At 47.1% G+C, this 25,678-nt stretch carries 32 protein-coding genes (1 of these 32 running past the window's edge); 26 read left to right on the forward strand and 6 right to left on the reverse strand.

The genetic code is table 11. From position 1 onward, the window contains the following. Positions 1 to 61: 61 nt before the first annotated feature. The 6 genes from ACQ4MX_RS20000 (at position 62) to ACQ4MX_RS20025 (ending at position 5,392) form a co-directional block, all read left to right on the forward strand. The gene (locus ACQ4MX_RS20000; protein WP_431086957.1) at positions 62 to 931 is read left to right on the forward strand and encodes a CheR family methyltransferase; all 870 of its coding nucleotides are present in this window, start codon (positions 62 to 64) and stop codon (positions 929 to 931) included. 19 nt (positions 932 to 950) lie between these two features. Beyond that, on the forward strand, positions 951 to 2,621 hold the full coding sequence (locus tag ACQ4MX_RS20005) for a response regulator (protein ID WP_431086958.1): 1,671 nt from the start codon (positions 951 to 953) through the stop codon (positions 2,619 to 2,621). A gap of 112 nt (positions 2,622 to 2,733) precedes the next feature. Next, positions 2,734 to 3,072 carry an STAS domain-containing protein gene (locus tag ACQ4MX_RS20010; protein ID WP_149095152.1) on the forward strand — a complete coding sequence of 113 codons (339 nt, stop codon included), beginning with the start codon at positions 2,734 to 2,736 and terminating at the stop codon, positions 3,070 to 3,072. An 18-nt stretch (positions 3,073 to 3,090) separates the two neighbouring features. Next, positions 3,091 to 3,543, forward strand: coding sequence for an anti-sigma B factor RsbW (gene rsbW / locus ACQ4MX_RS20015; RefSeq protein ID WP_044644457.1), 453 nt, complete (start codon positions 3,091 to 3,093; stop codon positions 3,541 to 3,543). After that, positions 3,540 to 4,313 carry a sigma-70 family RNA polymerase sigma factor gene (locus ACQ4MX_RS20020; protein WP_013373041.1) on the forward strand — a complete coding sequence of 258 codons (774 nt, stop codon included), beginning with the start codon at positions 3,540 to 3,542 and terminating at the stop codon, positions 4,311 to 4,313. Before rsbW ends, ACQ4MX_RS20020 begins: the two co-directional genes overlap by 4 nt. Before the next feature lie 110 nt (positions 4,314 to 4,423). Further along, positions 4,424 to 5,392 (forward strand): magnesium transporter CorA family protein, encoded by a 969-nt coding sequence (locus ACQ4MX_RS20025; RefSeq protein WP_431086959.1) that lies wholly within the window; start codon positions 4,424 to 4,426, stop codon positions 5,390 to 5,392. Positions 5,393 to 5,483: 91 nt separating this feature from the next. Here ACQ4MX_RS20025 and ACQ4MX_RS20030 read toward each other — a convergent pair whose 3' ends face one another. The 4 genes from ACQ4MX_RS20030 to ACQ4MX_RS20045 all read right to left on the reverse strand — a co-directional run bounded on the left by ACQ4MX_RS20030 (position 5,484) and on the right by ACQ4MX_RS20045 (position 7,570). After that, positions 5,484 to 5,897, reverse strand: a complete 414-nt coding sequence (locus ACQ4MX_RS20030; protein ID WP_431086960.1) for a DUF5665 domain-containing protein — start codon at positions 5,895 to 5,897, stop codon at positions 5,484 to 5,486. A 97-nt stretch (positions 5,898 to 5,994) separates the two neighbouring features. After that, entirely contained in the window at positions 5,995 to 6,399 is a 405-nt protein-coding gene (locus tag ACQ4MX_RS20035; RefSeq protein ID WP_431086961.1) for a YtxH domain-containing protein, read from the reverse strand. Positions 6,400 to 6,441: 42 nt separating this feature from the next. After that, positions 6,442 to 6,699, reverse strand: a complete 258-nt coding sequence (locus ACQ4MX_RS20040; protein WP_134912704.1) for a GlsB/YeaQ/YmgE family stress response membrane protein — start codon at positions 6,697 to 6,699, stop codon at positions 6,442 to 6,444. 187 nt (positions 6,700 to 6,886) lie between these two features. Then, positions 6,887 to 7,570, reverse strand: a complete 684-nt coding sequence (locus tag ACQ4MX_RS20045; protein WP_431086963.1) for a phosphatase PAP2 family protein — start codon at positions 7,568 to 7,570, stop codon at positions 6,887 to 6,889. Between the two features lie 232 nt (positions 7,571 to 7,802). Between ACQ4MX_RS20045 and ACQ4MX_RS20050 the strand changes: the two genes are divergently transcribed. Next, the gene (locus ACQ4MX_RS20050; RefSeq protein ID WP_431086965.1) at positions 7,803 to 8,522 is read left to right on the forward strand and encodes a pirin family protein; all 720 of its coding nucleotides are present in this window, start codon (positions 7,803 to 7,805) and stop codon (positions 8,520 to 8,522) included. 175 nt (positions 8,523 to 8,697) lie between these two features. Here the strand turns inward: ACQ4MX_RS20050 and ACQ4MX_RS20055 are convergent, their stop codons facing one another. Continuing rightward, complete coding sequence (locus ACQ4MX_RS20055; RefSeq protein ID WP_044644451.1) at positions 8,698 to 8,925, reverse strand: DUF1128 domain-containing protein; 228 nt, start codon at positions 8,923 to 8,925, stop codon at positions 8,698 to 8,700. Between the two features lie 120 nt (positions 8,926 to 9,045). Between ACQ4MX_RS20055 and yyaC the strand changes: the two genes are divergently transcribed. The 4 genes from yyaC to ACQ4MX_RS20075 all read left to right on the forward strand — a co-directional run bounded on the left by yyaC (position 9,046) and on the right by ACQ4MX_RS20075 (position 12,581). Further along, positions 9,046 to 9,636 (forward strand): spore protease YyaC, encoded by a 591-nt coding sequence (gene yyaC / locus ACQ4MX_RS20060; RefSeq protein WP_431086967.1) that lies wholly within the window; start codon positions 9,046 to 9,048, stop codon positions 9,634 to 9,636. A gap of 86 nt (positions 9,637 to 9,722) precedes the next feature. Continuing rightward, positions 9,723 to 10,517 carry an alpha/beta fold hydrolase gene (locus ACQ4MX_RS20065; RefSeq protein ID WP_431086969.1) on the forward strand — a complete coding sequence of 265 codons (795 nt, stop codon included), beginning with the start codon at positions 9,723 to 9,725 and terminating at the stop codon, positions 10,515 to 10,517. A gap of 206 nt (positions 10,518 to 10,723) precedes the next feature. Then, complete coding sequence (locus ACQ4MX_RS20070; RefSeq protein ID WP_431086972.1) at positions 10,724 to 11,380, forward strand: DUF6483 family protein; 657 nt, start codon at positions 10,724 to 10,726, stop codon at positions 11,378 to 11,380. Further along, positions 11,367 to 12,581: a class I SAM-dependent methyltransferase gene (locus tag ACQ4MX_RS20075; protein ID WP_431086973.1), complete on the forward strand. Its 1,215-nt coding sequence runs from the start codon at positions 11,367 to 11,369 to the stop codon at positions 12,579 to 12,581. Before ACQ4MX_RS20070 ends, ACQ4MX_RS20075 begins: the two co-directional genes overlap by 14 nt. Positions 12,582 to 12,701: 120 nt before the next feature. Here ACQ4MX_RS20075 and ACQ4MX_RS20080 read toward each other — a convergent pair whose 3' ends face one another. After that, the gene (locus tag ACQ4MX_RS20080; RefSeq protein WP_431091371.1) at positions 12,702 to 13,025 is read right to left on the reverse strand and encodes a dehydrogenase; all 324 of its coding nucleotides are present in this window, start codon (positions 13,023 to 13,025) and stop codon (positions 12,702 to 12,704) included. Between the two features lie 144 nt (positions 13,026 to 13,169). On the opposite strand from ACQ4MX_RS20080, the gene ACQ4MX_RS20085 reads away from it, so the two are divergent. From ACQ4MX_RS20085 to ACQ4MX_RS20155, 15 genes are all read left to right on the forward strand, one after another. Beyond that, entirely contained in the window at positions 13,170 to 13,784 is a 615-nt protein-coding gene (locus ACQ4MX_RS20085) for a DedA family protein (RefSeq protein WP_431086974.1), read from the forward strand. A gap of 1 nt (position 13,785) precedes the next feature. Next, positions 13,786 to 14,355, forward strand: a complete 570-nt coding sequence (locus tag ACQ4MX_RS20090) for a thioredoxin family protein (protein WP_013311914.1) — start codon at positions 13,786 to 13,788, stop codon at positions 14,353 to 14,355. Between the two features lie 3 nt (positions 14,356 to 14,358). Then, entirely contained in the window at positions 14,359 to 14,988 is a 630-nt protein-coding gene (locus ACQ4MX_RS20095; RefSeq protein ID WP_431086977.1) for an MBL fold metallo-hydrolase, read from the forward strand. Between the two features lie 244 nt (positions 14,989 to 15,232). Next, positions 15,233 to 15,442, forward strand: a complete 210-nt coding sequence (locus ACQ4MX_RS20100) for a hypothetical protein (RefSeq protein WP_025684466.1) — start codon at positions 15,233 to 15,235, stop codon at positions 15,440 to 15,442. An 80-nt stretch (positions 15,443 to 15,522) separates the two neighbouring features. Further along, a complete protein-coding gene (locus tag ACQ4MX_RS20105) occupies positions 15,523 to 15,909 on the forward strand; it encodes a hypothetical protein (protein ID WP_025684465.1) in 387 nt (128 codons plus the stop codon). Positions 15,910 to 16,273: 364 nt separating this feature from the next. Next, positions 16,274 to 16,561: an Asp-tRNA(Asn)/Glu-tRNA(Gln) amidotransferase subunit GatC gene (gene gatC / locus ACQ4MX_RS20110; RefSeq protein ID WP_025684464.1), complete on the forward strand. Its 288-nt coding sequence runs from the start codon at positions 16,274 to 16,276 to the stop codon at positions 16,559 to 16,561. Positions 16,562 to 16,588: 27 nt separating this feature from the next. Next, positions 16,589 to 18,046, forward strand: a complete 1,458-nt coding sequence (gene gatA, locus ACQ4MX_RS20115; RefSeq protein WP_431086979.1) for an Asp-tRNA(Asn)/Glu-tRNA(Gln) amidotransferase subunit GatA — start codon at positions 16,589 to 16,591, stop codon at positions 18,044 to 18,046. Positions 18,047 to 18,071: 25 nt separating this feature from the next. Next, entirely contained in the window at positions 18,072 to 19,517 is a 1,446-nt protein-coding gene (gene gatB, locus ACQ4MX_RS20120; RefSeq protein ID WP_431086982.1) for an Asp-tRNA(Asn)/Glu-tRNA(Gln) amidotransferase subunit GatB, read from the forward strand. A 161-nt stretch (positions 19,518 to 19,678) separates the two neighbouring features. Then, complete coding sequence (locus ACQ4MX_RS20125; protein ID WP_192511460.1) at positions 19,679 to 20,140, forward strand: GNAT family N-acetyltransferase; 462 nt, start codon at positions 19,679 to 19,681, stop codon at positions 20,138 to 20,140. Positions 20,141 to 20,202: 62 nt separating this feature from the next. After that, positions 20,203 to 20,916, forward strand: coding sequence for an MgtC/SapB family protein (locus ACQ4MX_RS20130; RefSeq protein ID WP_431086985.1), 714 nt, complete (start codon positions 20,203 to 20,205; stop codon positions 20,914 to 20,916). Positions 20,917 to 20,998: 82 nt separating this feature from the next. Further along, positions 20,999 to 21,652: a hypothetical protein gene (locus tag ACQ4MX_RS20135; protein ID WP_431086987.1), complete on the forward strand. Its 654-nt coding sequence runs from the start codon at positions 20,999 to 21,001 to the stop codon at positions 21,650 to 21,652. A 7-nt stretch (positions 21,653 to 21,659) separates the two neighbouring features. After that, the gene (locus ACQ4MX_RS20140) at positions 21,660 to 23,063 is read left to right on the forward strand and encodes a DUF4097 family beta strand repeat-containing protein (RefSeq protein WP_431086988.1); all 1,404 of its coding nucleotides are present in this window, start codon (positions 21,660 to 21,662) and stop codon (positions 23,061 to 23,063) included. Positions 23,064 to 23,172: 109 nt separating this feature from the next. Continuing rightward, positions 23,173 to 23,619 carry a peroxide-responsive transcriptional repressor PerR gene (gene perR, locus ACQ4MX_RS20145; protein WP_149095138.1) on the forward strand — a complete coding sequence of 149 codons (447 nt, stop codon included), beginning with the start codon at positions 23,173 to 23,175 and terminating at the stop codon, positions 23,617 to 23,619. Positions 23,620 to 23,784: 165 nt separating this feature from the next. Then, positions 23,785 to 25,503, forward strand: coding sequence for a glycosyl hydrolase family 18 protein (locus tag ACQ4MX_RS20150; RefSeq protein ID WP_431086989.1), 1,719 nt, complete (start codon positions 23,785 to 23,787; stop codon positions 25,501 to 25,503). A 107-nt stretch (positions 25,504 to 25,610) separates the two neighbouring features. Beyond that, positions 25,611 to 25,678: the beginning of a nucleotidyltransferase-like protein gene (locus ACQ4MX_RS20155; RefSeq protein ID WP_431086991.1), read on the forward strand. 811 nt of this gene lie beyond the right edge of the window; the window shows 68 of its 879 coding nt (coding positions 1-68); it begins with the start codon at positions 25,611 to 25,613; the stop codon falls past the right edge of the window.

Consider the following 25,678-nt stretch of genomic DNA (forward strand, 5'->3'; position numbering starts at 1 on the left):
ATAAATCAACACATGATTGGAGCGGTACTGGTAAAACCTATTCAGGAATTGGAGAGAGATTATGACATCAAAGGATACGGCGGATAATGCTGCTATTGAACTGAAATCGAATGAAACGGAGCGGGAAATGATTGAGATTGAGCTGTTGCTGGAAGGCATTCATCGGCTGTACGGCTACGATTTTCGTAACTACGCTCTGCCTTCGATCAAGCGGCGTATTTATTATCATGCACAGTCCGAGAATGTTAGCACGATATCAGGGCTTCAGGAGAAGGTGCTGCATGATCGCAGCGCCTTCGACAGACTGGTGCAAAGCCTTTCGATTCCAGTGACTGAGATGTTCCGTGATCCTGAGCTGTTTCTGAATTTCAGGCGGAAAATAATACCGATTTTACGGACATATCCGTATATTCGAATATGGCATGCAGGTTGCTCGACAGGTGAGGAAGTATACTCCATGGCGATCATGTTGCATGAGGAAGGCTTATATGATAAAGCCCGTATTTATGCGACGGATATGAATAACCTGTCTTTACAGCAGGCGAAGGAAGGCGTATACGGGATTGATCGAATGAAGCTGTATACCAAAAATTATTTGGAGTCAGGAGGTACGCAATCGTTCTCCGAATATTACACAGCCAAGTATAATTCAGTGATGTTTCATCCTTTTTTACGTAAAAACATTATTTTTGCGGAGCACAACTTGGCGACAGACCGGTCCTTTAACGAGTTCAACGTTATTTTTTGCCGGAATGTCATGATTTATTTTAACGATGAACTTCGCAACCATGTACACGGGTTGTTTTATGATAGCTTGAGCCATTTCGGTGTATTGGTGCTTGGGGCTAAGGAATCCGTACATTTTACCGATTATAGTGATTCCTACGAGCCGCTGGACCGGATAGAAAAAATATACCGGAAGATTAAATAGAGGTGCTTAGGAGGATCCCATGGGGCTTCATGAACCGATTCATATACTGCTGGTAGATGACAGACCTGAGAACCTGCTCGCTCTTGAAGCGGTGCTGGAGAGTGAAAAATATAATTTGGTAAAGGCAACATCCGGGGAAGAAGCACTGCGGTGTCTGTTAAAAGATGAATTCGCACTGGTAGTCCTTGATGTGCAAATGCCGGGTATGGATGGAATTGAGACTGCAAAGCTGATTAAGGCCAGAGAGAAGACGAAAGATATTCCGATCATCTTCATTTCCGCTAACAGTAAGGAAGCGGAGCATTTGTTTGCCGGTTATTCAGCGGGTGGTATTGATTATATGGTGAAGCCATTCATCCCTCAAATTCTCAAGTCCAAAATTGAAGGCTTTGTGCAAATGTATCTGACCAACAAACGCCTGAAAACACAGTCCATGCTGCTTCATCAGAAGACGCATGAGCTGGAGAAGATGAATAGCGAACTGATTGCCGCCAAGGAGGCAGCCGAAATCGCAGCCAATGCCAAAACGGAGTTCCTAGCTATGATGAGCCATGAAATTCGGACACCTATGAATGGTGTGATTGGCATGATTGACCTGTTGATGGAAACAGAGCTGCAAAGCGATCAGCAGGAATATGCCGATATCATCCGCCGCAGTGCAGATGCGCTCGTAGCGGTCATTAACGATATTCTAGATTTTACCAAGCTGGAGTCAGGCAAAATGGAGATAGAGGAATATCCGTTTGATCTGGTTTCCTGTATCAAGGAAGTTTTCAGCCTGTTTACGGTGGAAGTCAATCGAAAGAAGCTGGAGATGGATTATTTTCTGGATGAGCAGCTACCGCCAGTGTTATACGGTGATATGGGAAGACTGCGTCAGGTTCTCATTAATCTGGTATCCAATGCCGTCAAATTTACAGATCGTGGTGGTGTATATGTCTTCGCATCGGTCAAAGAGCTTAGCGACGAAGGACTTACCGTTGAATTTTCCGTGAAGGATACAGGCATTGGTATTGAGCCCGCCAAGGTCGAAAGGCTGTTTCAGCCCTTTTCCCAGCTTGATTCTTCGATGACGCGCAAATATGGTGGAACTGGTTTAGGACTCGCTATTTGCAAAACCTTGGTGAACATGATGGGCGGCGATATCCGTGTGGATACAAGTGGAGAGCAGGGGGTAACATTCCATTTTACAACGAAGCTTGGCTTTGCTCAGGAAAATGAACTGGAGGGAGAATCCGGTCACGAATGGGAAATTCCCCATCAGAACTCCTCAAGCCGTAAACCTGTACTGGTCGTGGATGACCACCCGATCAACCAGAAGCTGATGGTCAATATACTGGATAAGCTCGGTTTGGCTTCGGATGTGGCAGCAGACGGGCAACAGGCGCTTGATATGGTCATGGCTAACCAGGATTATGACTATATCTTCATGGACCTGCAAATGCCTGTGATGGACGGATTAGAATGTACGGGCAAGGTGCGTGAACAATTGGCGGGAAGGTCACAGCCTGCAATTATCGCCATGACAGCGAACGTGATGGATGGTATTCAGCCCCGATGTATTGAAGCCGGAATGAACGATTATATTAGCAAGCCCGTGAAGATTAGCAGTGTAAAACAGGCTCTACTGCGGCATTCTCCGGATCATTTTCCAATGCAATCAGGCAAAGACCAAATTCACGAGGCGTAGCCTGATGCGTAGATGGTGACATTTGGAAGGTGCAGAAAGCATCCTACGGTGATTCAAGCGATCGTATAATGGGTTAGTATGTAAGGAAATCTTTTTTCGGGAGAGTAGGCCTATGAATACTAATAAAAATGAGAAGTTCAATGCGATTACAGAAACAAGTGATGGAGTAAATACCGTGTACCTTAGCGGAGAGCTGGATCTTTCGGTGGCACCTGATTTTCGTCTGGTGATGGAGCCTTTGGTGGGGGAATCCGGCCAGGACTTGATTATTAACTTAAAAGAGCTTAAATACATTGACAGTACAGGTATTGGTATTTTGTTATCTATTTTGAAGGCAAGGCATGGGATGGAGTCCCGGTTTGCCGTTCAGGAGGTACCCCCTCAAATTCAAAAACTGTTCGATATGACCGGTATTGCCAAATTCTTTGTCCCCCAGGAGAATTCCCAATAGGAAAGGAAAGAAAAAGAAATGAATGCTCAAATTCAAAAAGTAGTTCTTAATTTGCCGGCAACTGCTGACTTTGTCGATATTGTAAGATTAAATTTGTACGGAATTGCCGCGAAAATGGGATTCTCTTACGAGGATATAGAAGACATGAAAGTGGCTGTATCTGAAGCCTGTAATAACTCTGTTCTTTATGCTTACGGTCATGAAGGTGGAGTGGTGGAAGTAACGTTCGAATTTGACGAAGCTTCGCTGTCCATCCGTGTCAAAGATGAAGGGGAGAGCTTTGAACGAATGGAGAACCCGTCCCGACTTGCATCCTTGCATGACAAAGAGCTGAATGATGCGCAGGTAGGTGGACTGGGATTCTATCTCATGCAGGCGCTTATGGACGATGTCCATATCTTGAATGAGACTGGAAAAGGCACGGAAGTCGTGCTTGTAAAGCGTCTGGTCAGAAGCGAGGAAAAAGTATGAATGAAAAGGTAACTCCCCCGGAGTCGATGGATGAAGCCGTTGGTCTAATCTGGGAGTACCAGCAAACCAAAGATAACGAGATTGCTACCGTGCTGATCCGCAAGTATGAGCCAATGGTCAAGATGGCTGCCGGGAAAATCTCCCGTAACCGCCCGGACTTATACGAGGATTTATACCAAACCGGTCAGATGGCTTTGATACGTCTGCTTCAGCAATACGATATCAGCTTGGGAATCCCCTTTGAACCGTATGCTATGAAAAGTATGCTGGGACATATGAAAAATTATTTGCGCGACAAATCCTGGTACATTCAGGTTCCTCGCCGCATCAAGGAAAAGGGTGCGCTCGTTCAGCATGCCATCGACGAACTAACCGTTAAACTGGAACGTTCGCCGAATGTGAACGAGATTGCGGAGTATTTGGACCTTACCGTAGAGGAAACGATCGAAGTGCTCGCAGGTCGTGAGTGCTACCATTATGTGTCACTGGATTCCCCTTTATCCCAGGAGGAGAGTGCGGCTACGTTAGGCGAGCTTATCAGCTCAGATGCCAACGACTTCGACACTGTGGAAAAACGAATGGATTTACAGCAAGCCCTAAGTCAACTGAAAGAGCAGGAACAGAAGGTGCTTCTTCTGGCATTTCAGGATGGTCAATCTCAACGTGCGATTGCGCAGACCTTGGGCGTATCGCAGATGAGCGTATCCCGCATCCAGAAGCGGGCAACCGAGAAGCTGAAACAAATCATGTCTAATTCTTCTATCTCATGATAGGAAGACGGCCTTCATGGTTTCGATTACTGGACGTCACATAGTAAGGACACGCCATTCCATCAGGGAAGCGTGTCCTTTTTTAAAGCGGAAAAGGAGGGAGAGGAAGGGTGAAATCCACGACAGTTTTTGAACAGATTTCCTCCTTTCGCGGAGGATGGGAATGGTGGGACATCGGCGCTACAGGCTGGCAGTCCCCCGTCATACAAGAGCTAAAGGATAAGCTCCCGGACGCTCGGGAATGGCTGGACAAAGTAGAGGATATCCCGTCCAGTTTTATTTCTGTACGCTTTCCGGATGGCGATCAACCTTTGATATGTGGCTCGCTAATCTATTCCATTCAGGAGGAAATCAACAGTCAACGCGATTGTAACAAGTTCTATTTTCTCGTGCTGGACCAGAAATTAGTAACCTTAAACCTGGATCAGAATACCCGCGAAATCATGCACACGGTTGAACGTCAAAAAATGCTTGACCGATGTGAAAGTGCGGCTGATGGAATGTTTGTGCTGGCGAGGGCCGTTCTTCATTATTTTCATACGGGAATGGACAAATTCGAGATTAACCTCAGAAAACTGGAAGAGGGTATGGAGAAAAGAAATGCCCGTACGCTGATGGATTCTATATTGAATGCGCGTTTTGAGCTGCTGTATTGGAGCAATATGTTCATTCCTTTTTCAGAGCTGGTGACGGCTTCCCGGGAGGCGTATCTTGATGAACTGGAGGAAAATCGCTTTTTTAAGCAACTGCTTCACCGTGTCAATCGAATGGAAGGGCTGTTCCGGCATTATGAAAAGGAAATTGACACGCTGATCTCCATTGACGATGCCATTTCAGCATTCAGGGGAACTGAGATTACGAAGACGCTCACCATTGTAACGGCTGTATTTACACCAGCCACTGTAGTGGGCGCCATTTGGGGCATGAACTTCGAGAATCTGCCCTGGATCAAAACAGGCTGGGGTTTTACGGCCGTGATTGCAGCGACCCTGTTAAGTATGGTGGGGATGTACGGCTGGCTGATGATGAAGGGATGGACAGGAGATTTGCTGAAAGCTAACAAGCGCAACAAGCTCTAGCGCAGTCATCCAAAATGTACAGATCAAAACGATCCATAGTAATGGGTTGCGTGTACGCACGAACCTCCGGTTACTATGGATCGTTTGCTGTCTAATTTCCGCCTTGGCTCATTTTGATATAGCTTAGCAGCTCGGCAATGAAATCTCCGATGATCGGAAGATTCAGTTGTACAAGGAAGCTGAGCAGCCAAGCGAGCAGCGCGAGTATGACAACCGTCCCCAGCGTAAGGCCAAGACCTCTTGCAATGCCTGCGGTCAGGTTACTGATGATTCTTTTTTTGGGATTGGAATAGGTCTCCAGTACATCGCGAAATTCTACTTTTTCCAGCATGTCGGCTATTTGATCTAAACGGGTATTAAGCCGCTTCACTTCATGACGCAGTTCAAAAGGGTGCTCATTCACGTCAAAATCCCTGGATTCATCCTGACCCTGCCGGGGATGAAAGGTCCGTTTATTGTTTACGCTAATGTCATCTCCATACGAGTTTGGCTTGCTCATCGTCATCCCTGCCTTTCTGTCATCTAAAAAACAGCCAGCTTCGTGCATGCTGGCTGTTCAGTGTTTTTAGGTCTATTCTTGTTGTACACAGAATTCCCCGTCATTAGGAAGTGGTGTTTAATTGTTTTTGCGTTTCCTTGGCAGCTTGGGCCGTTGCATCCATAATTTCTTGATCAGCCTTGACTGCTTCATCAGCAACATCGGCAGAAGCTCTGGCTACGCTGGATAAAATAATGTCTTTGCTACCTGATACGGTTTTAGCTACATCTTCTGTTTTGGTGGAAACCGTTTTGGCCAAATCCGTTGCTTTGCTGCTGACTACGGATGCAACATCTTTTGTTTTATCGGCAACAACTGTAATTTTATCTGACAAATCGCTACGCAAATCGCGGCCTGGTTTCGGCGCGAACAGCAGGGCTGCCGCAGCACCAATCAAACCTCCGATGAATAAACCCTTTGCAAAGCTTGAAGTATTACCTACCGTATCTTGATTATCAATGTTACTCATGTCATATCACTCCTCTTATAGAATAAAAAAAATATATAAATGTTAGGTAGCCCTTCTTAAAAGCCTGGACACAAGTCCGAGCAGGAACACAAATAATGCGGTTCCAAGTATGGCCGGAATGACTGCAAAATCACCGATGACCGGACCCCAGTTTCCCAGCAGCGTGGCACCAAGCCAAGCTCCTACAAATCCGGCGATCATAGAGCCTGCGATACCCCCAGGCATTTCATGGCCAGCGAGCGCGTCGCCAATCAATCCGATAATAATAGCCATTACAATACTTAATACAATTCCCCACACAAGGATCGCCCCCTTAATCTTCAGTTTAGCAGAAACGTCTGTCTAACAGAATCATAACGCTTTTTGTGAGTGGTGAGTTTAAAGTGCTGCGTTGTGTTGCTTACTTCGTATATAAACGCCGTAACTCCGTGTGAAACAAAAAAACATCTCAAGCCACTTACGAACCGGGAGTCGATGAAAACAAAGATTACGGCAGATATGCTCGCTGATAGATAACAGGAACGGTAAACACCAGCCAAATGATTCCGGCGATATAACCACCCACGATGTCAGTTGGAAAGTGAACCCCCAGATAGACCCGGCTTAGCCCGATCAGGAGAATCAAAAGTGCGCCAAGAACGCAGGGAAGGAAGATAGAGCGCTCATGAATTTTTCGTTCTATCGTCCAAATGGCAAAAACCATGCCGTAAAATCCCATGGAAATCATGGCGTGCCCGCTGGGAAAACTATAGCCGCCGACTTCTACCAAATGCTGAAGTGCTGGGCGCTGCCGTTGCAAAACTTCTTTTATGAGCGTGTTCAACACCCACATCGCCGTAAAGCTGCTTATTACTGCAAAGGCATAAGCTCTCGAACGGAGATATACCCAGCACAAGGTGGCAATACCCAGGGCAGTGAGTAATGAGACACGGAAGGAACCGAAAGACGTAATGAATACAGCGACAGGCAGGAGCTTGTGATGAGCCGCCGTTGTGTCTGGAAAGATTGCAGCCTGAATGCGTTCATCCCAATATAGAAAAGGAGCTGTACCGATCCATCGAACAGTGTAGGCAATAAGAAGCAAAACGCCAATCATGACGATGGACGCGTACAGACTGCGACGTAAATAGTATGAAAAAAAATGGAATGTGTGGGGTTCTTGGGACCACATATGTAGAGAATCTCCTCCTTATGGCTTTGTGCATCGATTTATCTTTTCTTACTATAAACTTAACCAATATTGAACCTGAGAGCAAAACCTGACGGAACACCGCTCTGATTGACCCTTATAAGCCAAGGGTAAAAGGATCGTATCACACGTTTACAATGCCGGGCCGGAAGTGGCTTAGGAAAAATGAAGTAAGGGCTGCTTTGCGGAACTGGAATCCATGGAGGTGTTAGATATGATTAAAATAGTGGCATCGGCAGAGAGGCATACCTCAAATAAAGGGTGGATTCATAGTGAGTTTAGCTTTTCATTTGCGGATTATGAAGATCCGAGCAACGCGCATTTCGGTTGTATGCTGGCCCATAATGACAATGAGCTTAAACCGCAGCAGGGCTTCAAAAGACATCCGCATCATGATCTGGAAATTGTCACCTACGTGATTGAAGGCCATCTGCACCATAGTGACAGTCTGGGTCATGAACAGGATTTAAAAAGCGGCACGATTCAGGTTCTTAGTGCAGGCACAGGGATTGAACACGAGGAGCGAAATACAGGGGACGAGAAGCCGGTTCGTTTTTTGCAAATGTGGTTTTTGCCGGAGAACCCCGGTATTCAGCCTTCTTATCAGGTGCAAAACTTTAAACACAGCGAGCGTCTAAATCACTTACAGCCCGCCGTATCTGGATCAGGACTTGAAGGAACGCTGTCCATCGCTCAGGATGTAAATCTGTATCTCAGCAGATTGGAAAAAGGTCAACAGCTTGATTATCCGCAGCAGGAGGAACGGCGAACTCATATTTACGTTGTTAGTGGTCATGTGGAGGTTACTTCCCAGGATGGCAATTTTCAGTTGGGATCCGGTGATGCCGCACGAATCCACAAAAGCTGTCATTTAAAATTACAAGCTACAGGGAATGAGGATGTGTCTGAACTGGTGTTGGCGGATTTACCTTAAAGACATCTGCGAAGAAACGCATAAGGAGATGGATAAAAATAAAGCTCGTATCCCGTTACGCGTCTGTTAATGCGAACGGAGATACGAGCTTTATTTACGGGAGGCACTACCATGAACAGTGTCACCCAAGATGATAGGCTGTAAGTAAGCTAAACGGTGTGCATTCGTCTTCTGATCAGGAGGGGTTACGTAATCTGCCCAGCTCGGAGACGATGGCCTCGACTTCTGAAATACTCAGATTAGGCTTGTTTATCACCATATCATAGACATCACGAAGATCCTCGTATTGCTCCAGAGAGAAAGCGGAGGACTGCATAGCAGCGCCACTCGCCATACGAAGCTTGGTTTTGATGCCTTCAATCATATGTTCAATGTTGGCATGAGACGGTACAGACAAATCCATCGTTAATGTTCCATCCTTTCATATCAGGGGAAGTTGCCTGTATTGTACCATGTTTTTGTTGTAGAATGTACTGAAAGTCAGATTATCGGTCAACGGCCGGATCAAGGAGGATGGACGAAGGTGTCTTTGTATAATCGGGCTTCCGTATCCGGGCGCTCTCCTTTAGATAGTACTGCGGAAAAAACAGATCGCAAAGGGCTCGTACCGTTTTTTCGGGAAATTCATTCTCTTCATGAGGTGAATAAGCTGACCTTTGTTTGTATCGGCACGGATCGATCGTCAGGCGATTCACTGGGACCGCTGGTCGGCACCATGCTTATGGAACAGGGCTTTTCACATGTGATAGGCACCATGACTGAGCCGTGCGACGCGGATCATCTGGTTTCGTATTTGAAGCGTATTCCCCAGGACCATCATGTGATTGCCATCGACGCTTGTCTGGGGCAGCAAGGCTCGGCGGGGATGTTTCTTGTTGCCCGTGAACCGCTGACTCCGGCACGTTCGGTCGGACTGGCACTCCCGTCTGTCGGAGATTACAGCGTCGCTGCCATTGTGAACGAGCGCAGTCCCAAACCCTACTGGACATTGCAAATGACATCACTGCATCTCGTCATGACAATGGCTACACATATAGCCCATGCTGCGGCTTGCGGGTTTGGTTTAAGAGCAGATTCGCAAGAATTTCCAGAGAGCTACCGTTTCAGATATTGATGGTCTGCTTAATAATATACATCAGCATATTCAAATCATAATATATTCGCTCCAATAGATTATATACAGAGAAAGAAGGGTTCCACATGGAAAAGGTACTATGTGAAGGAACGACAATCTGCTATGCCGAACAGGGAAAAGGAGAGCCCATCATCCTGCTGCACGGATTTTGTGGAAGCTCTTCCTATTGGGATGAGGTTGTTCCATTGCTGTCCCAAAGCTATCGCTGCATTGTTCCGGACTTGCGTGGTCATGGACGTAGCGATGCTCCGCTTGGAGCCTACACGATTGATCAAATGGCGAATGATGTGCTTAAGCTTCAAGAACAACTGGACATTCCACAGGCTGCCTGGTTCGGCCATTCCCTCGGGGGCTATTTGACGCTTTCTGCGGTACAGCGCCATCCTGAGCGACTTACAGCCTTCGCGCTGATTCACTCCACCGCCTATGCGGATACAGAGGAAGGAAAAGAAAAACGGAACAAGGCCGTATCCACCATTCAAACAGAGGGAATCACCGCATTTGTAGATGGACTCGTTCCCGGACTTTTTGCTCCACAATACGTAGAGTCCTTGTCGGATCAGGTGCTCAAGGTCAAAGAAATCGGTTATAAAACGCCGCCACAAGGAGCCGTAGGCACATCTTTGGCGATGCGTGAGCGTTCTGACCGCCGTGATGTGCTATCGGCATCCACCTTGCCCACTCTGTTAGTGGCGGGAGAGCAGGATCAGGCGGTTCCGCCCGCCCGGACATTTACGACAGATCGGGCCGGAGTCACTCAGGTCACAATACCTGAAGCTGGTCATATGAGTCTGTTCGAAGCGCCGGAACAACTGGCACATGCCATCTTGGCATTTTTACAACAAAACATCCAGCAGTAAACTTGAACAACAAAGCCAAAAAATCGGAACCATCTGGTACCAATACAGAGGGGGGCCGGTTTTTTGGCGTTTTAAATTGATTTTGATTGTTACCAAACGTTTTCCGTCTTGACCGAGTCATTTGGCTTTTGCACAAGGATGACTTACAATCAGAAGTGAAATAGTTCCTGGTTGTCGAGGCATCGGGATGGAAAGAAGGGAACGGCTTGCTCAGAAAAGATTATTTGCTCAGTATGATGGAAGAAATGACATCGGCAGTAGCATCGGTGTTCGGTCTAAGGCGTGAAAATAAACACGTCGAAGCGCTGAAGCAACTGGATGACCTGCTTAACAAGCAGTTTCGCCTTCGTTCAGATTTGCTCAGACGATTGCCGCCGGAACAAATTATAGAGCTTTTCCGACTGGGCCCCGGTATTGAAGCGGACAAGCTTCAGCAGGTTGCTCGCATTTTGGAAGAAGAAGCCGCTATTTACCTGGAAACCGACAGAACAGACGAGGGCATACGAATCTTGATAAAATCCCTTCATCTATATTTGTACAGTGATGTGAATGGTGCGACCCGTGACATTCAGGTTCTGCCTGAGCGAATTGCGTGTATCGTCAATTTGGTTCGGGAATATGAGTTGCCAGCCGATACAAGCAAGCTGCTGGCTGTCCATTACGAGCGAGAGGACAGACTGGACGAGGCCGCTGATGTCTGGTTTGGACTGGCATGGGAGCAGCCGGAGCTGCTGCCGGAAGCAGAGGCATTTTATAATCAATTGCTAGATAAGACTGATGCGGAGCTTCAACGGGGTGGACTTTCACGCCGGGAAGTAACCGAGGGTTTGGTCGAGATTACCCAACTACATGAAAGAAAGTGAGATGTACCTTTTGGATTCACTGCGTGAACTTATATACCAACTAACTACAGGAGGATCCCTCATAAATGCGACGCTAAGTCAGCTTCGTAAACGGGAGGATGCTTCCTTTACTAAAGTGCAAATCAAGCCTGTGGAATTGAAGAACAAGCTGCATTACCAGTTTGCTTTTCATTACAGCAACAAGGTCATTCATGAAAATCTGACCCCTGATGAAGCTAACGAGCGCATGACTACCTTGTTTGAGAATACGTTCCGTCAAGGGCTCTTGTGTGCGAAGAATGCGGACTATCAGGTGCTGATCAGTAAAAAATATAAAGTTTCCATTTTGACAAAATCACCGAGCAAAAGTACAGCCGACCTGTCTCATAACCGCAAAAAGCAATATGTGCTGGAAGAAGGAGAACGGATTCCTTTCCTGATTGAGCTTGGGATCATGAATGAGGATGGTAAGGTACTGGCCCGCAAGTATGATAAGTTCCGCCAAATCAACCGTTTTCTCGAAATGGTGCAGGATGTACTGCCTAACCTTCCTGAAGGCCGCCCGTTAACCATTGTGGATTTTGGCTGCGGCAAATCATATTTGACCTTTGCGCTGTATCATTATTTGGCAGTACAGCAAAAACGACCTTTGCAGATCGTGGGTCTGGATTTGAAGGCAGATGTTATTGAAACCTGTAACCTTTTGGCTCAAAAGCTGCAATACCGCCAATTGGAGTTTTTGGTTGGTGACATCGCGGACTATAACGAGCTGGAGCAGGTGGATATGGTTGTGACTTTGCATGCCTGTGATACCGCAACGGATGCCGCGTTGGAGAAGGCAATTCGTTGGGATGCATCTGTCATTTTGTCCGTTCCGTGCTGCCAGCATGAGCTGTTCAGCCAGCTGGAAAATCCGGTGCTGGAGCCGCTGCTTTCCCATGGTATTTTGAAGGAGCGCTTTTCAGCGCTGGCAACAGACGGTATCCGAGCCAAGCTGCTGGACATGATGGGATACCGGACACAGTTACTGGAATTTATCGACATGGAGCATACGCCTAAAAATATTTTGATCCGTGCCGTCAAAGGCCAAGCAGGGGAACGTTCTGTTTTATGGCGTGAATACACGGCATTTCGGGATTTTATTCATGCTGATCCTTATTTGGAGCGTGCTTGTGCGGATTTGCTTCCTGAGGGAGCAGGGCAGACGAAGAAAAAGGAATAGAGATATAGCAAAAGTGGGGCCACTGCGGGGTGGCTCCACTTTTTTAAAAATCACAGTTTACAGTTTGCAGTTACAGATTGAGATGCTTCCCTTGCTTCGCATATCCTTGGATGCGCAGAACTATCCGCCATAGGCACTTCTAAAGGCAGTGCACAAAACGGCGCGATCCACCTTCCACAATGCCGCGAGTTCCTCACTGACATCCTCATCCCACCAGTCGCACAGTAGTCTGCGGTTGTTGTGGTTTTCGGCGATCCAGATGAGGTGTCCGGCGACCTTGCGGCAGTACAGCTCCTCGCCCTGCTTGACCAGATCGGGGGCGATGTGAACGGGCAGACGCTTGCAGGTTCGGTACAGCTCTTTGCTGCATGCGCGCCGGATACCACGAGCCGTGGGTAAGCGGGATTGTGGATTGTTATGTTTGGGGATTTTGCCGGGAGGCATATCATATCCCCTCCTCTCTCTCACAACTTATGCGGGCAGAAGAGCGAGGGTCACTGACCTCCCTGTTTGGGCGAGGTGGCGACTTGTTCTGCCGCTGTGATACACTAATGAAAATAGAGAAACAGGCAGGGAGTGGAAAGAGAATTGGACCAAATATCTAGTATCATTAATTATTTGTTTGAGATCATTCGTAGTCTTGGGTATTTTGGTATTATGCTAGGCTTGATGGTTGAGGTCATTCCAAGTGAAATTGTCCTCGCTTATGGTGGCTTTTTAGTATCCTCGGGGCATATTAATTTTTTTGGCGCAGTCGTTTTTGGAACGATCGGCGGGGTGCTGGCCCAGCTGTTTATTTACTGGATTGGACGCTATGGCGGCAGACCGGTATTAGATAAGTATGGGAAATACATACTTATCAAAAAAAGTCATGTCGACCATGCTGAAGCCTGGTTTAACAAATACGGCACAGGGGTCATTTTCACAGCTCGCTTTATTCCTGTTGTGCGTCATGCCATCTCCATCCCTGCCGGGTTGGCTCGAATGAACGTATGGCGCTTTACTATTTTGACAACGCTAGCGATTATACCTTGGTCTGTTTTGTTTATATATTTAGGTATGCTGCTAGGAGACAAGTGGGAGCAAATTGACGAAGTGGCAGCACCTTACATCAAACCGATTTTGCTGGTTGCCCTTGCGCTCTTGATCATTTATTTTGTTATCAAATGGATTGTGTCCAAAAAGAAGAAAGGGAGTGTATAACATGAGTCGTACTAACGTGTCGCAATATTTTGGAAAAGGTCTGAGCCCCGAACAGTTTATGGAGGGGATGGAAAAGAACAAGGAAGCCTTCCGCTCCGGGTATGATCAGTTTGTGTGGAACCGTGAAGAGGACCGTGAGTATTTTGAAAGCCTGAACCATCGGGACGACCTGCGTGTACTCATTTTGGCCGCCGACTGGTGTGGAGATGTAGTTCGCAACGTGCCAGTTGTATTCCGCGCGCTGGAGAATAGCGGGATTCCGACTGAAGTATTGATTTTGGAAAATCATCAAGCGCTGATGGACGACTTCCTGACGATGGGCGGACGTGCTGTGCCGATTGTGATTTTTGCCGATACAGGGGGCCATGTACTGGGTCACTGGGGACCGCGTCCTGCACATGTCCAACAAATTATGATCGGGTTCAAGCGTGAAAATCCGGATCGGGAAGCCGATGATTATCAAGAAAAAATTGCGGTGGCCCGTAAAGAAATGGCTGAGAAATATGGGGAGGGAACCGAGGTTCATCCTGTGATTGTTCAGGAATTGCGCGAGCTCATCTCGGGATTTTAAAATATGACGTTGTCTATTCGCAGCTTTAATCTGGGCCCGCTCCAAACGAACGCATATTTGCTTCAGGGGGATGACCCGCAGCGTGCCGTTATCATTGATCCTGGCATGAATCCGGGTCCTTTACTGAGAGTCATTGAGTCACTGGAGATTGAAGCCATCTTGCTGACCCATGCTCATTTTGATCACATCGGTGGAGTAGATGAGATTCGCAAAGCGAAGGGTTGTCCGGTTTATCTGCACCCTTTGGAGCAGGACTGGCTTGCATCCCCTAAATTAAACGGCTCTTTGATGTGGCCCGAGGCATCCCCGCCGATCTCGACGGAGCCTGCCGAATATGATTTGGCGGAAGGTCAGCAATTGAACCTGATCGGGCATACATTCAAGGTGTTCCATACACCTGGGCACTCACCCGGAAGCGTCAGCTTTTTGTGTGGTAAGGACTTGTTCTCCGGCGATGTATTATTCCGTCAGGGTGTCGGCCGCACAGACTTGACAGGTGGGCGGGAACGGGACTTGTACGATTCCATTCAGAACAAATTGTTCCCGCTTGGAGATGACATTACGGTGTATTCCGGTCACGGTCCCAAAACGTCCATCGGGTATGAGAAAGCCAACAATCCGTATATACGATAAAAAGTGATGAATGTTTTCAGCTGGGGCATAGTCAAGGTTGTGACAGGTTTTGCCCCATTTCGACAACAAATTATAAATAATGTATAGACAAAGGTTTTTATTTTTGTTAACATACACATATTGAAGTTACATACTAAACTCGCGAAGCACGCAAGCTGTGGATGAATCCCGGTTTGCGTTCTTTTTTTTGCCCATTAAGAGGATAAAGAGGCATTTGGCCGTCAGATCACAAGGGGGAGCATGAATGAAAAGGAAGTATATATCTGGGTTACATCGTGAGAATGGAGATAGCCGCCATTTTTCCATAAAGACAGGAGATAGAGCTTCTGTGCAAGGTTTTGAACCGAAGGTAATAACCTGGAAAAAGGTAACAAAACAAGGCGGAACCATTGCACAGAATTGGCATACAAGGCTGAATGAGCACAGGCTGGGACGTGGAGATGGACAGTTTTGAAGATACATAGATGATATAGACAAGCTACTTTTTTTTTAGTAGACTTAGTAGATAAGTTCAGACAAACGGGGGGGCTAACGATGCATCATTTAGGAACTAGAATTATGATCGTCGCGGATGCTTTTGAGCAGAATCTTCCTGTGGGCGAACATGGTTATATCATTGCTTACGACCGTAATGCGGACAATGCTTTTGACTATGTCATTCGCGTCCCGAAGGTGAATCGAAATTTTTTCGTACCATCCGGGGACATCGAGCTGGAAGAAAGTATTTTAAAGCTGGAAGCCGAGCGGATTGAGCGTGAAGCGCTGATAGATTATGCTCTTGCTACGCATAACGAGAAGCTGTTCAGACATGTGATGAACGGTGGTCTTGATTCGGTAGAGGCTGAGGAAGAAGAAACCGCGACAGAATTGTTGTCACAGGCTGATTTTATTAGACAAGTTAATTTACGTGCTTGGATATAGGGGTCGGCTCATGCCGACTCTTTTGAAGAATATATAGTTAGTACGTTCTTAGCTCCTATCGCTTTTCAAAAGAGCACCGAGAGGTGCTTTTTTTTATACATTTAGTAACATTTACCGCTCGGCTATACAGTTTGATTCTGTACCGCGTCAAAGATTGAATTGTAAAGGGTTCTATCCTATAATTAAAAACGTTATTTCAAAGTTCGGTGCAGCATTTTTGATATCAGGGTTTTGCAAAATTCGATTCCAGTCGCTCCGAAGTGCAATATATAGACGAACTAGACCATTTCAGTCTATTTATTGTTCATTAGAAGTCGCTTATTGGATTTTTGTAAAATCCTCTTATACACGAGGAGGTTTTTGTATGAACATTTCCACGGAAGATGTCCGTCACGTAGCCAAGTTGTCCCGGTTGAATCTGACCGCAGCCGAGGAAGACACGATGACAGGGCAATTGAACGCCATTCTCCACTATGCGGAGAAGCTGAATGAGCTGGATACGGAACAGGTAAAACCGACCACTCATGTGCTGCACGTCAGCAATGTCATGCGAGACGACGAAGTTCGCGAAAGTTTGACACATGAGCAAGTGATGCGCAATGCACCTGAAGAAGAAGACGGACAGTTTAAAGTCCCTGCTGTTCTGGAATAGATTTCACATTTGAAAGGAGGATGCAAATTGAGCTTGTTTGATAATACATTGCCGGAAATACATAACAAGCTGCATCAAAAGGAAATTTCCGTGAGTGACCTGGTAGGACACGCTCTGGAGACGATTGGTGCGCGGGAAGACAAGATCAGGGCCTATATTACGGTTGACGAGGAGCAGGCACGTGCAACCGCACGTCAGCTTGATGATCATCTGATCTCGGGAGAGCAACGCGGGCTGCTGTTTGGCCTGCCGGTCGGCATTAAGGATAATATCGTGACAGAAGGGCTGCGTACAACGTGCGGCAGTCAGTTTTTGAAGAATTTTGATCCCGTGTACGATGCAACGGTTGTCGGCAAATTGCGTGCGGCGCAAACCGTGACATTGGGCAAAATGAACATGGACGAATTCGCGATGGGCGGCTCTAACGAGAATTCCAGGTTCTTCCCGGCACGAAATCCTTGGGATCTGGAACGCGTTCCCGGAGGCTCCAGCGGCGGCTCGGCTGCGGCTGTAGCAGCGGGCGAGGCTTATTTTACCCTCGGCTCCGATACAGGCGGCTCCATTCGCCAGCCCGCTTCTTATTGCGGCGTAGTCGGCTTGAAGCCAACATATGGTCTGGTATCACGTTTTGGTTTGGTGGCCTTTGCTTCTTCTTTGGACCAAATTGGACCGATTACGAAAAATGTTCAGGATTCGGCGTACGTACTGCAAGCCATTGCAGGCTATGATCAGAAGGACTCCACTTCTGCGAAGGTAGACATTCCTGATTACTTGAACGCTTTGACCGGAGATGTAAAAGGACTTCGTATTGCTGTACCCAAGGAGTATCTGGGTGAGGGCGTCGATCCACAGGTCAAGGAAAAGGTGCTGGACGCGCTGAAAACACTGGAAGGACTGGGCGCAGTATGGGAAGAGGTCTCTCTTCCACACACTGAATATGCGGTAGCCACATACTATCTGCTGGCTTCATCCGAAGCATCGTCCAATCTGGCCCGTTTTGACGGTGTACGCTATGGCGTACGTGCAGACAATCCGGACAACCTGCTGGATCTGTACCATCAGTCCCGCACGCAGGGCTTTGGCCCCGAGGTAAAGCGCCGGATTATGCTGGGCACCTATGCGCTGAGTTCCGGGTACTATGATGCTTACTACCTGAAAGCACAAAAAGTACGTACACTGATCAAACAGGATTTTGATCGTGTGTTTGAACAATATGATGTCATTATCGGACCTACTGCGCCGACAACAGCTTTTAAAATCGGTTCGCAAGTGGATGATCCATTAACGATGTATTTGAACGATATTTTGACGATTCCGGTGAGTTTGGCTGGAGTGCCGGCCATCAGCATCCCTTGTGGCCTTGCGGATGGATTGCCGGTTGGACTGCAAATTATCGGAAAAGCCTTTGACGAGTCTTCCGTGCTGCGTGTAGCACATGCCTTTGAACAAAATACCCAATTTCACAAGCAGCGTCCGCAACTGTAATTTGCCGAAAAGGAGGGAACCATTTATGTCTACAACTACATCCAAATATGAGACGGTCATCGGACTGGAAGTCCATGTGGAACTGCATACGAAGTCTAAAATATTTTGCGGATGCTCGACATCCTTCGGAGCACCGCCAAACTCGCATACATGTCCTATTTGTCTTGGGCATCCGGGGGTACTGCCGGTATTAAACCGTCAAGCCGTTGATTATGCGATGAAAGCGGCGATGGCGCTTAATTGCACGATTGCTGATGTGAGCAAGTTTGACCGCAAAAACTATTTTTACCCCGATTCACCCAAGGCTTACCAAATTTCGCAATACGATCAGCCGATCGGCGAGCATGGCTGGATTGATATTGAAGTGAACGGCGAGACTAAGCGTATCGGCATTACCCGACTGCATCTGGAAGAGGACGCAGGTAAATTAACACATGTCGATGGCGGCTATGCGTCTTTGGTTGATTTTAACCGTGTCGGTACACCGTTGGTCGAGATCGTTTCGGAACCGGAAATATCTTCACCGGAAGAAGCCAAGGCTTACTTGGAAAAAATACGTGCGATCATGCAGTATTGTGACGTATCCGATGTGAAGATGGAGGAAGGCTCGCTTCGCTGCGACGCGAACATCAGCCTTCGTCCGCATGGACAGAAAGAGCTGGGTACTAAAGCAGAGCTAAAAAACATGAACTCCTTCCGTGGCGTACAGCGCGGATTGGAATATGAGCAGTTCCGCCAGGAACAAACGCTGGAGGAAGGCGGAACGATTGTACAGGAGACACGCCGTTGGGATGAGGCCCAAGGTAAAACTCTGTCTATGCGGGGTAAGGAACAGGCGCATGACTATCGTTATTTCCCGGACCCGGATCTCGTTACGCTGCATATTGATGCAGAATGGAAAGAACGCATCCGTACTTCGATTCCTGAACTGCCTGACCAGCGTAAAGCACGCTACACCTCAGAATATGGATTGCCTGAGTATGACGCACAGGTCATTACGTCTTCCAAGCCACTGGCCGATTTGTTCGAGGATAGTCTTCGATACACGAAGGATGCCAAAGCAGTATCCAACTGGATTATGGGGGATTTGCTCGGCTATTTAAATAGTGCTGGTGTGGAGCTGTCGCAGGTTAAACTGACAGGTCAAGGCTTGGGTGAAATGATCGGACTGCTGGAGAAGGGGACGATCAATAGTAAAATCGCCAAAACGGTCTTCAAGGAAATGCTGGAGAGTGATAAACTGCCGCAGCAAATTGTTGAAGAAAAAGGGCTTGTGCAAATCAGCGACGAGGGCGCGATCCTGACGATCGTCGAACAGGTAGTAGCGGCTAACCCGCAATCGGTTGAGGATTACAAAGCTGGCAAGCAGAAGGCCATTGGCTTCCTGGTTGGTCAAGTGATGAAGGAGAGCAAGGGCAAAGCAAACCCTGGCCTCGCCAACAAGCTGCTGACGGAAGTGCTAAACCGCTAATGGCATAGATTTGAAAGGGGCTTGTCTTATAGGGACAGGCCCCTTTTTGTATAGGCTCTGATGAGAGCTGCTGTACAGAGTTTGGAAGCGCAATGACATGTTACGAGTTTTTCTATAGAAAACAGCTGCATAGCTGCCCTAAATAAAAGGAGGGATACAGCATGATTAGCATATGTTCACTGGAAGACGATGAAATGGTCAGCCAGATATGGCGTCTTCAGCACATCGCCTACAGGCTGGAGGCCGAGCGAATCGGTTTTGATGAAATACCACCCCTTTTGGATACGTTTGATACGCTGCGAAGCTGCGGAGAGACATTCTATGGCTGGATTGAGGACGGCGACCTGTTAGGGGCGCTGGCGGTGCAGTCTGAGTCACCCGATTCACTCACTCTTACACGTATGATGGTTCATCCGGATCATTTTCGCAAAGGGATTGCCGACTCCTTAATGAAGCATGCTTTGAACGAATATCATCATATACCGCTGTTCATCGTATCTACAGGAACTTTAAATGCTCCTGCGGTGGCCCTATATCGAAAACACGGCTTTCGCCCCGTATCGGCGGCAGAGGTGGCTCCGGGCGTGGAATTAACCACATACCACCTGCATAACGTGAAATAGTCTTAGCAAAAACTGCATCCCCGGAGAGGGAAGCACGATATACACCGGGAGGGGGAGCTTGATTGGATAACCCGTGGATTATAAACGATTCACATATCATTTTACGGCTTTTGCTATCCATGCTCCTGGGCGGATTCATTGGTTTTGAGCGCGAACGTTCCAATCATGCTGCAGGTTTGAGGACTCATATTATGGTTAGTCTCGGTTCGACGCTGATTATGCTGCTCTCCATTTACGGATTTGCCGACTTTATCAAAGAGGCCAATGTACGTATAGATCCAGCACGTTTGGCTACGGCGGTAATTACTGGAGTAGGATTTTTGGGCGCAGGAACAATTATGTTTACAGGCAAATCCATTACAGGCTTAACGACTGCTGCTTCCATCTGGGTTGTAGCAGCTATTGGTCTCGGGGTCGGAGCGGGCTTTTATTTTCCATCTATAGCAGCGACTGTACTGGTATTTTTGAATTTATGGGTGTTTAACAAAGCTGAATTGCGGTATATGCGTGGACGACAACGTCATCTTATAACACTATACGGATTGTCATCCCATAGATTGCTGGAGCAAATTTCGACTTATTTAGAGCAAGAAAAAGTGGAAATACGTAAAATAGTGATTAAAGAGCATGAGAATGTCCCTTTTCACGAACTGCATCCAAATCGGCAGAGCATGGAGGTTTCATTGGAAGTGCTGGCTCGCCGCGATTTTAATCCAGTGCGTATTGCAGCCGATCTTCGACAGTGGGAGGATGTAGCGGCAGTTTCCGTGGAATGAGGGTTTACCACATTTTTTCCAGTTACTCTTGAATCCGATTGGGGTACTATCTAACCATTGGAGCATTTGCTGCGGATCACGCATGGAATTCAAAGGGGAGGATGGCATGAACTCGGAACAACCGTTACTGTCTGGAGAGGGACAACAGTCACCGGAGCTGGAGCAGCGGGAACACCCCAAACAGGGTAAACGTTTTAAATACGCTAAATTTCGCAAAGTGATTGCCATTATCATGGCAGCATTGTTACCCGGCCTGGGTCATCTTTTTTTAGGGCTGTTCATTAGAGGGCTTACATTTATCGTATTGCTTCTATTAGATATTTTTGCGATGCTGTATGTCGCTTCTGACGGCTTGAGAATTAACATTCCGTTGCTTATTTTGCTCGGTTTGTTCATTCCTGTTTTATATTTTTATAATGTATATGACGTGTTACAATCAGCGGATTATATGGTCCGCTATCGCCGTAAGCCAGATCGTTATACACAGATGGACGCACGAGGGCAGCAGAGCAGCCCATTTTATGTCTGGGAGAGAGGTTTGTCTTTTGCCGTGCTGCTCGTGGCGGGTGGCGGACTTATGATTCTGTTTCGTATGAAACCACGCTGGCTGGGCAATTTTTTCGAGGACTATGGCTTTTTGACGTTAGCTATTTTATTAATGCTGATCGGACTATTAGTCTTCTTGCGAGAAGTCGGCTTGTCGATCAAACGTAAAAAGGTAAAGGAAAGAGGGTGAAGCTGGCGTGCACCGCAAAATAAGAGTCGGGCGCTACACCTCTTCGCTTCTGTTGATGGCTGTAGGCGCTCTGCTTATCTTGGATGTTGTCCAACATACCGAATATATGCTTCAGCTCCTCGTATGGTGGCCCGTTATCTTTGTGCTGTGGGGACTGGAGTATCTGATTTTTTTTGGCGTGTACTACCGTAAGGAGGGCAGGCCCGACAACGGACGACGTTTCAGACCTGATCTGAAGGGAATTGTCTCCGCATTGGTCGTGGTCGCCGCTGTTTTTATTGTGACCCAGCAAAATCATTATATGTATCTGTGGAACAGGGTTAGTTTGAATCTGACCGCGGCGTCCATGGATTTTAGTCAGGCGAAAGGAAACCGATATGATATGGGCGGCGTACTGGTGCCTGTAACGATGCAGACGTCCGATTTGGTAGTTGATTCGGTCAATGGCGATGTAACGCTGATCAGACGTCCTGTGTCCAATGTAGAGGTACGTGCGACCCTGTGGGTGGATCAAGCACCTGCTGCCGAAGCGGACAAGATTGCTCAAGCTTCCTCGCTGACTTCTACTGACGGCAAGACTATTCAGATTCGTCCAGAGGTGCAGTCATACGGAGCATCGAGCAGACGTCAGCCCCGTACGAACATGCTAATTACAGTGCCGGAGGATCGGCGATTTAATATGCAGATCAGAACCTCCAACGGGGATATTACCCTCAACGGAGTAGATGCCATCGACAGCATCCGGCTGGAGAGCGGGAACGGGAATTTGACAGTTAATGATGCTATCGGCAATGTCAAAGGAGTCACCTTGAACGGTCGGATCAAATTGCATCGTATCACCGGAGATGTAGATATGCGAACCAATCGCGGTGATATGCAGGCAGGGGATATTGAAGGAACGGTTGCGCTACGCACGATGGTAGGCGACATTCAGCTTGCCCGCTCGGAAGGTGATATTACGGTTGATACCCAAAATGGTGACATGAACGTTCTGAATCCCACAGCCAAGCTGAATGCAAATTCGCTCAATGGCGGGATCAAGGTGCATAGCGAGCAGGTAGGTGGAGATTGGAAAATATACAGTGCTGTTGGTGACATTGCGTTGGAACTTCCGTCGAATGGTGACTTTCAGTTGGAGGGGTCCAGCAGTTACGGCAACCTTCGATCAGACTTCCCTTTTAAAATAGATAGTAAAAGTATCTCAGGCCAAAATGGGACAGGTAAGTACTCGATCAACGTGGAAGGCAACAGTAATTTATCGATCAAGAAGCTACTTCTGCCATCGCTGCCTGGCTTGGACGAGTCGGCAGGAACGAATGTGCCTAATGCGTCAGAAACGCCTGCGGCTCCATCTGAATCTCCCGCTACCGGAGCCTCTAACGGGTCATCCAGCGATAATGCGGCGCGTTGACAAGAAACTTGAATTGACCGTACAATGTGAATAGACGTACAACGTGAATAGAATGTAAAATAGTTGTAATAAAGCAAATCGTAAGTAAGGGATAAGGCGGTGGACATATATGGCAGCTCGCGTCCAGCATGCTTTGGAACTTCTAAAGAAGACAGGTGTACGCATAACACCCCAGCGCCATGCCATATTAAACTATTTGATGGAATCTATGGGACATCCGACCGCTGATGAAATATATCGTGCGCTCGAATCCAAGTTTCCAAGCATGAGTGTGGCTACGGTTTATAATAACTTAAAGATGTTTATAGAAGCGGGTATGGTACATGAGTTGACCTATGGAGATAACGCCAGTCGTTATGATGCCAATGTTTCGGAGCACTATCACATCATTTGCGAAAAATGCGGAAAGATTGAAGATTTCAGTTATCCGTATTTGGCAGATGTGGAACACCATGCCTCGTTAGAGACAGGTTTCGAAGTGCATGGACATCGTATGGAGTTATACGGAGTGTGCAAAGCTTGCATGAACAAGGAAATTCAGCAAAATAAGGAATAGAAGTTTTTCGGTGCGGTATGTATATATTGTAATGGGTTGGAAACGTGAGAAATTCCCCACAAGCGGGGATTTACCGCGTTTTTTTGTTTAAATAACTTGTCTGTCAGCAACCAGTTCAGTTTACGTTATCCTGTAATTCAAAGTTCCGACAATGGAGGTTGAATATTGGCCAGAAATCATTCCAGACGCCGCCGTAAACGTTCACGTTTCAAAGGGGCTACAAGCTTGCTGTTGTTCGCAGCGATCATCTGCGCAATTACTGTCGTATGGTTCGGTAATCCACTGCATGAAAAACCCGATTGGCAAGGCAGTATCCGCCCCATTTTTATCCAGGGAAAGCTAACAGGGTATGAAGTTCAAAACTCCGGCAAGAACATGCTGGTACCACTCAAATTTGTGCAAAGTAAAATCGATCCGGCGATTCGTTATGAGGATGACAGCCAAACTGTCATTTTGGCTACGAGGCAAAATTTGCTACAAATGACCGTTTCCAAGCCGCAGGGGGAATTGAATGGAACATCATATACGCTCAGCGCAGCTCCCCAGATTATTAGTGGATCGGTTTATATACCTATGCAAGCTGTCCGTGAAGTATATGGTGTATCTATTCATGAAGACACAGTGACGGGTGCAGTCATCCTGATGAAAGCCGGAGAGAAAGTCGAACAGGGGAACGTGGAGAAGAAGGATGGACGACAGGATGCCAAAATTGCTTTGCGTAAAGAAGCCTCCAGTCTGTCTTTTATTTTGACGGATATACCTCAACAAACGAAGGTGCGCATTTGGTCCAAACAGGCTGATTGGTATTTTGTTCAACTGGATAACGGCTACGCTGGATATGTGCAGGCGGCCAACATCTCTGAAGGAGAGGAGCTTGCGGTCGCCCCGGCTAAAGATACTCCATCTATCTCGGAGAAGCACTGGGAGGGAAGACCAGTTAACCTCGCCTGGGAGGCTGTTTACAACCGTAAACCCGATCCTTCCAAATTTGACCCTATGCCTGGGGTGAATGTGGTGAGTCCCACTTGGTTCAGTGTCATAGATAATGAGGGCACCGTACAAAGCAAAGCCGACCCTGCCTATATCAGTTGGGCGCATCGCAAGGGGATGGAAGTATGGGGCTTGTTGAGCAACAGCTTTAATCCTGAATTAACGACAGAGGCCTTGTCTACCTTTGAACGGCGCAGATCGATTATAGATCAGATGATTACACTTGCCGAGGAAAGTGGTCTGGACGGTATCAATATTGACTTTGAAAATGTTCATACGAAGGATGGACCCAATGTCACCCAATTTTTGCGAGAGCTTAAGCCGATGGCACGTGAACATGATCTGATATTGTCAATCGACGTAACACCTAAGTCTCAAAGTGAGATGTGGTCTGCTTTTCTGGATCGAAAATCATTGGGTTCGATAACGGATTATCTCATGGTTATGGCCTATGATGAGCATTGGGCAGCTAGTCCGAAGGCTGGTTCAGTCGCCTCACTGCCGTGGGTGGAAGCGTCGATCAAGCGAATCATTCAGGAGGATGGAGTACCAGCTCAAAAAGTTGTCTTGGGCATTCCGTTATACACTCGTGTATGGTCTGAAACACCTAAAGGAGACACCGTCAAAGTTAGCTCCAAGTCGCTTGGTATGGAATCAACAGCGGAGATTATCGAGAAATTTAAGCTGAAGCCTAAATTCAGAGCCTCGGAAGGCCAGAATTATGTCGAGTATACTGAAGACGGTATTGTCAAAAAGATTTGGCTGGAGGATCGTGTGTCTCTGGAAGCGAGGGTGCAACTTGCCAAGTCATTGAAGCTCGGGGGAATCGGTGTATGGAACCGAACCTTTGCAGATCAGACCGCCTGGAATACGCTAAAAGAAATAAGTAAATAAAACTTAAAATTTTTAAAATTGAAGAAGGAAGTTTCTTTCTTATGTAGAAATGTTCACATATATCCAAATTTAGCGGTAGTAGCCGCCTTACAGGTATGGAGGGTGAAGTGCAGCTAACCAAATTAAGCTTGATGTACGATGAATTGTTGCAGGAAGATTCGATCGGCATTATTTC

The sequence above is a fragment of the Paenibacillus sp. 8b26 genome (assembly GCF_050626875.1).
In the GTDB taxonomy this organism is placed as follows: domain Bacteria; phylum Bacillota; class Bacilli; order Paenibacillales; family Paenibacillaceae; genus Paenibacillus.

Excerpts from the sequence above, each read along its gene's own strand:
- ACQ4MX_RS20000 (WP_431086957.1), top strand. The coding sequence starts at position 62 with ATGACATCAAAGGATACGGCGGATAATGCTGCTATTGAACTGAAATCG.
- ACQ4MX_RS20005 (WP_431086958.1), top strand. The coding sequence starts at position 951 with ATGGGGCTTCATGAACCGATTCATATACTGCTGGTAGATGACAGACCT.
- ACQ4MX_RS20010 (WP_149095152.1), top strand. The coding sequence starts at position 2,734 with ATGAATACTAATAAAAATGAGAAGTTCAATGCGATTACAGAAACAAGT.
- rsbW (WP_044644457.1), top strand. The coding sequence starts at position 3,091 with ATGAATGCTCAAATTCAAAAAGTAGTTCTTAATTTGCCGGCAACTGCT.
- ACQ4MX_RS20020 (WP_013373041.1), top strand. The coding sequence starts at position 3,540 with ATGAATGAAAAGGTAACTCCCCCGGAGTCGATGGATGAAGCCGTTGGT.
- ACQ4MX_RS20030 (WP_431086960.1), bottom strand. The coding sequence starts at position 5,897 with ATGACGATGAGCAAGCCAAACTCGTATGGAGATGACATTAGCGTAAAC.
- ACQ4MX_RS20035 (WP_431086961.1), bottom strand. The coding sequence starts at position 6,399 with ATGAGTAACATTGATAATCAAGATACGGTAGGTAATACTTCAAGCTTT.
- ACQ4MX_RS20045 (WP_431086963.1), bottom strand. The coding sequence starts at position 7,570 with ATGTGGTCCCAAGAACCCCACACATTCCATTTTTTTTCATACTATTTA.
- ACQ4MX_RS20050 (WP_431086965.1), top strand. The coding sequence starts at position 7,803 with ATGATTAAAATAGTGGCATCGGCAGAGAGGCATACCTCAAATAAAGGG.
- ACQ4MX_RS20055 (WP_044644451.1), bottom strand. The coding sequence starts at position 8,925 with ATGGATTTGTCTGTACCGTCTCATGCCAACATTGAACATATGATTGAA.
- ACQ4MX_RS20065 (WP_431086969.1), top strand. The coding sequence starts at position 9,723 with ATGGAAAAGGTACTATGTGAAGGAACGACAATCTGCTATGCCGAACAG.
- ACQ4MX_RS20075 (WP_431086973.1), top strand. The coding sequence starts at position 11,367 with ATGAAAGAAAGTGAGATGTACCTTTTGGATTCACTGCGTGAACTTATA.
- ACQ4MX_RS20080 (WP_431091371.1), bottom strand. The coding sequence starts at position 13,025 with ATGCCTCCCGGCAAAATCCCCAAACATAACAATCCACAATCCCGCTTA.
- ACQ4MX_RS20090 (WP_013311914.1), top strand. The coding sequence starts at position 13,786 with ATGAGTCGTACTAACGTGTCGCAATATTTTGGAAAAGGTCTGAGCCCC.
- ACQ4MX_RS20095 (WP_431086977.1), top strand. The coding sequence starts at position 14,359 with ATGACGTTGTCTATTCGCAGCTTTAATCTGGGCCCGCTCCAAACGAAC.
- ACQ4MX_RS20100 (WP_025684466.1), top strand. The coding sequence starts at position 15,233 with ATGAAAAGGAAGTATATATCTGGGTTACATCGTGAGAATGGAGATAGC.
- ACQ4MX_RS20105 (WP_025684465.1), top strand. The coding sequence starts at position 15,523 with ATGCATCATTTAGGAACTAGAATTATGATCGTCGCGGATGCTTTTGAG.
- gatC (WP_025684464.1), top strand. The coding sequence starts at position 16,274 with ATGAACATTTCCACGGAAGATGTCCGTCACGTAGCCAAGTTGTCCCGG.
- gatB (WP_431086982.1), top strand. The coding sequence starts at position 18,072 with ATGTCTACAACTACATCCAAATATGAGACGGTCATCGGACTGGAAGTC.
- ACQ4MX_RS20125 (WP_192511460.1), top strand. The coding sequence starts at position 19,679 with ATGATTAGCATATGTTCACTGGAAGACGATGAAATGGTCAGCCAGATA.
- ACQ4MX_RS20135 (WP_431086987.1), top strand. The coding sequence starts at position 20,999 with ATGGAATTCAAAGGGGAGGATGGCATGAACTCGGAACAACCGTTACTG.
- perR (WP_149095138.1), top strand. The coding sequence starts at position 23,173 with ATGGCAGCTCGCGTCCAGCATGCTTTGGAACTTCTAAAGAAGACAGGT.